Raw genomic sequence first — 5360 nt, 5'->3', positions numbered from 1 at the left:
AAGCGAAGCAGGGCGATCAGGTGACAGCCGTCACCAAGTCGGCGGCGGTCTTGAACAACGGCACCACCCTCCCCAAGGGTACGACCTTGATCGGCCACGTCACCGATGCTGCCGCCTACACCAAACAGGCGGGTACGGGTTCTGTGACATTGCTCTTCGATCAGGCCAAAACCAAAGAAGGCAATACCATCCCCATCTACGCCGTCGTACGCGATCTGAAGCCATCCCTGATGTCTCAGTACCAGATGAGCCAGACCGGCGGCAATGCTGATCCCGGCATGGCAGCGCCTGCACCGGCTCCTGACCCCTCGGGTGGCGGTGGAGCTGCTCCCTCGGCCGGCGGTGTGGTCGGCAATACCGTGGGCGGAGTGCGTGGGGCAACAACGAACACCGTGAACCGTGCCGGCCAGACGGTAGGCGGTGCGACGAATACAGTCGGCGGCGCGGCTAATGGAGCCGGAGAGGCTGTAGGCTCAACGGCCGGCCAGGTCTCCGGCGCTGGAACCGTTGGAGCAAACGGAGCCGTTCAGACAGCGATTCCGGGCGTGATGCTCTCCGGCGCTGCCGATGCCTCCAATTCCGGCACTGTGGCCGCTAGCGGACAGAACGTGCACGTCGACAGCGGCTCGCAGATGACACTTGCCGTCGCCGCACGGCAGTAAATCCCACGGAAACTGCGGTGGGGAGTGAACCGGCCGCGGCATTTGCAGTTTGACTGCGATGCCGCGGCCTCTATACTCAAACCACAGTTTCCAGATGGGTACACTTCAGACCAGCCAGTTCAAGATGACGGCGCTCCAGAACTACCTTCTGGACAACGCCTACGACGAGATGTTCGCCTCGCCCGAGGCGCTGCATCCTCATTACCAGTTATTGCTGAATCACTTTACGTCTCTCCCACACGCCGAGCTGCAGCGCCGCAAACAGGCTGCCGATCTTTCCTTTCTGAACCAGGGCATCACCTTCACGGTCTACGGCCGAGAGGAAGGCACCGAGCGCATCTTCCCGTATGACCTTCTGCCTCGGGTCATTACGGCGCAGGAGTGGGCAACGGTGGAACGCGGCCTGACGCAGCGGATTACCGCGCTGAATCTCTTTCTGCGCGATATTTACCACGAGGGACGCATCCTGGCCGATGGCATTGTGCCGCGCGAGGTCGTCTACTCCTGCAAGCAGTTCCGCCGCCAGATGGTGGGTCTGCAGGTGCCGCGCAATATCTATATCGCGGTCACCGGCACCGACCTCATCCGCCTGGAGAACGGGGAGTTCGTCGTTCTGGAAGACAATCTGCGCGTCCCCTCGGGCGTGAGCTATATGCTCACCAACCGGCGCGTGATGAAGCGTATCTTCCCGCAGCTCTTCCGCAGCTATAACGTACGCCCGATCGAGCAGTACACGCAGTTGCTGCTGGGCACACTGCGTTCACTGGCGCCTGAAGGCCGTCCTGAGCCAAATATCGTGCTGCTGACGCCAGGCGTCTTCAACTCCGCCTACTACGAGCACGCCTACCTCGCGCGCCAGATGGGCATTGAACTGGTGGAAGGCCGCGACCTGGTCACCCACGACAACGTCGTCTATATGCGGACAACCTCTGGTCTGCGCCGTGTCGATGTGATCTACCGCCGCGTGGACGATGACTTCATCGATCCGCTGGCCTTTCGGGGTGATTCCATCCTCGGTGTCGCCGGTCTGTTCAATGCCTATCGCGCCGGCAACGTAACCCTCGCAAATGCCTTCGGCACCGGCGTGGCTGACGACAAAGCGCTCTATGCCTACGTTCCCGACATCATCAAGTACTACCTGAGCGAAGAGCCGGTGCTGAAGAATGTGGAGACCTTTCTCTGCGCCCGCGAGAAGGAGCGCAAACATGTGCTCGCCAACCTGGACAAGTTTGTCGTCAAGGCCGTTGGCGAAAGCGGAGGCTACGGCATGCTGGTGGGGCCGCAATCCACCGCGGCGCAGCGCGAGGAGTTCGCGCGGCGCATCGAGGCCGACCCCCGGAATTACATCGGCCAACCGACGATCAGCTTCTCCCGCGCTCCATGTATGTTCGACGATCAGCTCGAGCCGCGCCACGTGGATCTGCGCCCGTATGTGCTCTACGGCGATAAGGTCAGCATCGTCCCCGGCGGCCTGACACGCGTGGCGTTGCGTAAAGGATCGCTTGTCGTCAACTCGTCGCAGGGCGGCGGCAGCAAAGACACCTGGGTGTTGAGCTAAGGAGAGATCATGCTATCCCGCGTTGCAGACAGTCTCTACTGGATGAGCCGTTACCTCGAGCGCGCTGAGCACACCACACGTCTGCTCGATGTGAATCTCAATCTCATGCTCGATGAGTCTTCTTCAGGCGCCGATCATCGCTGGCAGCGCATGGTGGCGGCTCTCGGCCGCCCGGCGGGAGAGGCATGGGACGACGACGATCCGTACAAGCTTTCGCACGCCCTTACCTTCGATATAACCAACCGCATCTCAGTGCTCTCCTGCATCATCGCGGCGCGAGAGAATGCGCGCCACGTCCGCGAGCAAATCTCCACCGAGATGTGGCATCGGCTCAACTCTCTCTATCTCGCCGTCACCCGGCCTGAGATGCACAGCGATATGCATGCCGAAGCCCTGCTGAACGGAGCCCAGGAACCGGGCGAGTTTCTGCAGTCCGTAATGGAAGCCGTCCATCAGTTCCAGGGCGTGACCGACTCCACTATGTCACATGGCGAGGGATGGCATTTCATCCAGGTAGGCCGCTACATCGAACGCGCCTCCGCCACCGCCATGCTGTTGGAGGCATATCACCACGATCTGTGGAAGCATCCGGAACGCATTCCCGAAGGCAACGAATACCTCGAGTACATGGGGCTGCTGCGTAGCGCCACGGCCTTTGAGGCGTATTGCAAGGTCTACACCGCCGACCTCACACCCGAGCGCATCCTTGAGTTTCTGCTGCTCGATGAGAACTTTCCACATTCGCTCCGCTTCTCGATCGAAAGCCTGGTCAGCGCACTGGATGCGATTCAGCGAGAGAGCGGCAAGTCACGCACTGAAAACCTCACACGGCTTGCGGGCCGCCTGCAGGCAAGCCTGCGCTACTCCAGCGTCGAGGAGATTCTGCGAGGAGATGTCGTAGGTTACCTGCAGGACATTCTGCGGGAATGCCGCGACATCCATTCCGCAATCTACGAGCTGTACATCGATTACTCGATTCAAACCGCACTGGCGGGCTAAGGGAAAAAGAAGGAAACGCGATGTACTATTCAGTCCGCCATCTGACGAAGTTCCTCTACAGCGACCCGGTAAGCGAGTCCATCATGGAGACGCGGATGCATCCGCGCTCGGACTCCAACCAGCGCTGCCTCAACTTTCAGCTCTCAGTCACACCGCGCTGCCGCGTCTTCAGCTACCGCGATCATCTGGCCAACAACGTCCATCACTTCGATATTCCCGGGCAACACACGCAGCTTGTGATTGTCGCTGAGTCTCTGGTGGAGATCGCCCCGATACCGCAAGTGCCTGCATTTCTCGCGCCGGATGCATGGAAGGAGCTCGATTATCTGATCGAGCAGGGCGACTACTGGGAGATGCTCTTCCCCAGCGAATTTGCGATACCGACGCCGGCGCTGGACGAGCTTGCGGAAAACCTGGAAGTGACGCGCCGCGACGATCCGCTGCTGGTACTGCATGAGCTGAATGAGCGGCTCTATAAGTACTTCGACTACAAGCCCAAGTCCACCAAGGTGGATTCGCCGATCGACGTCGCCATCAACCATCGCATGGGTGTATGCCAGGACTTCGCGCACATCATGATCGCGCTGGTACGTTCGAAGCTGCGAATTCCCTGCCGCTACGTCTCCGGCTATCTCTTTCACGGCAACGAAGATCATGACCGCTCGGTCGCGTCGGCCACGCACGCGTGGATCGAAGCCCTGGTGCCGCAGCTCGGATGGGTGGGTTTCGATCCCACCAACTGGCTCATCGCCGGTGACCGTCATATCCGCACAGCTATCGGTCGTGACTATGCTGATGTGCCGCCGACGCATGGAATCTTCCGGGGCCTTGCCAACTCAGAGCTGACCGTCGCTGTCCGCGTGACGCAGAGCGAAGGTACACCCCTGCTCGATCAGGAGCTGCCGGTGCCGGAAGATTGGTCGATCCTGGTGGAGAGGGCGCAACAGCCGCCATCACCGCCGTTGGTGAACCTCACACAGCTTCAACAGGCACAGCAGCAACAACAGTAAATACGGAGCCCATCATGCACTTCGTAAAGGCCGCACTCCTCTGCACGCTGCTGAGCGTGCCCGTTGTCGCCGCGACACCGACCCCGGCGGCTATGGACCGCGATCTGCTCGAAGTCTCCGTGACGAAGCTGCATACGCTCTACCGCACACATACTTATACCGTCCGGCAGGTCACGGAGTGGTACCTCGCGCGTATTGAGAAGTACAACCCAACATATAAGCCGATCCTCGAGCTTGACCGCGAAGGAGCTTTGAAGCGCGCCGACCAGGAAGATGCCGAGGCCAGGCCTCCGGCCGCGCTGGCCGCAAAGCTGAAGGCGCAGCCGCTCTGGGGTGTTCCCATTGTCATCAAGGCCAACACGAGCATCGAAGGCCGCGTGACCAGCGATGGATGGACCGGCTTCCTGCAACCCGGGCATGAGCTGATTGCGCCGCGCGACGCGCAGATTGTGGCGCACTTCAAATCCGCGGGCGCCGTCATTCTTGGCCACACCAACATGCCGGACTTCGCCGCAAGCGACACCAACAACAGCAGCGCCGGCGGGCGTACCGGCAACGCCTACAACGTGCGCTACTCTCCCGGCGGCTCCTCCGGTGGAACCGCGACCGCCGTCGCGGCGAACCTCGCGCTTCTGGGCCAGGGTACCGATACCTCAAACTCCATCCGCAATCCAGCCTCGACCGATTCGCTCGTCGGCTTTCTGCCCACACGCGGCCTGGTCAGCATTGCCGGCATCGCACCGCTGGACTGGCTGATGGACGATACCGGACCGCTGGCGCGCAATGTCACCGATGCCGCCATCGCACTGGAAGTGATGGCAGGCGAAGACAAGCTGGACGAGCGTACCGCCGGCTCAGCCGCCAAGGAGACGCCTCACTTCACGCAGTATCTGAAAGCCGATGCGCTGAAGGGCAAACGCTTCGGTGTGCCAAGTTTCATCCTCAACAACCAGGGCACCGCGCTCAGCTCGACAGGCGCTACACGCAGTCTTGCTCTTCGGCCGGAAACACAGGCTGCTTTTCTGAAAGCCATCGAGGGCCTACGCGCCGCGGGAGCGACCATCGTTGAGGACGACACCATTCTTCCGGCAAGTTTCGAGACCCTGCTTCGTGCCATCAGCACCGGACCCT

At 61.0% G+C, this 5360-nt stretch carries 4 protein-coding genes and 1 pseudogene; all 5 read left to right on the top strand.

Annotated features, from left to right (window positions below; all coding sequences use genetic code 11):
* Window positions 1-662 (top strand): annotated as a pseudogene (locus AB4043_RS13155) (hypothetical protein); the annotation flags it as partial.
* A 94-nt stretch (window positions 663-756) separates the two neighbouring features.
* The gene (locus AB4043_RS13150; protein WP_442302309.1) at window positions 757-2220 is read left to right on the top strand and encodes a circularly permuted type 2 ATP-grasp protein; all 1464 of its coding nucleotides are present in this window, start codon (window positions 757-759) and stop codon (window positions 2218-2220) included.
* A 9-nt stretch (window positions 2221-2229) separates the two neighbouring features.
* Window positions 2230-3219, top strand: coding sequence for an alpha-E domain-containing protein (locus AB4043_RS13145; protein WP_442302308.1), 990 nt, complete (start codon window positions 2230-2232; stop codon window positions 3217-3219).
* 20 nt (window positions 3220-3239) lie between these two features.
* On the top strand, window positions 3240-4229 hold the full coding sequence (locus tag AB4043_RS13140; RefSeq protein WP_442302307.1) for a transglutaminase family protein: 990 nt from the start codon (window positions 3240-3242) through the stop codon (window positions 4227-4229).
* A 14-nt stretch (window positions 4230-4243) separates the two neighbouring features.
* The coding region (locus tag AB4043_RS13135) for an amidase (protein WP_442307240.1) at window positions 4244-5360 on the top strand (1117 nt) is incomplete at its 3' end.

The sequence above is a fragment of the Terriglobus sp. YAF25 genome (genome assembly GCF_052113305.1).
GTDB lineage: Bacteria > Acidobacteriota > Terriglobia > Terriglobales > Acidobacteriaceae > Terriglobus.
This window is presented reverse-complemented; position numbering and strand designations above follow the sequence as displayed.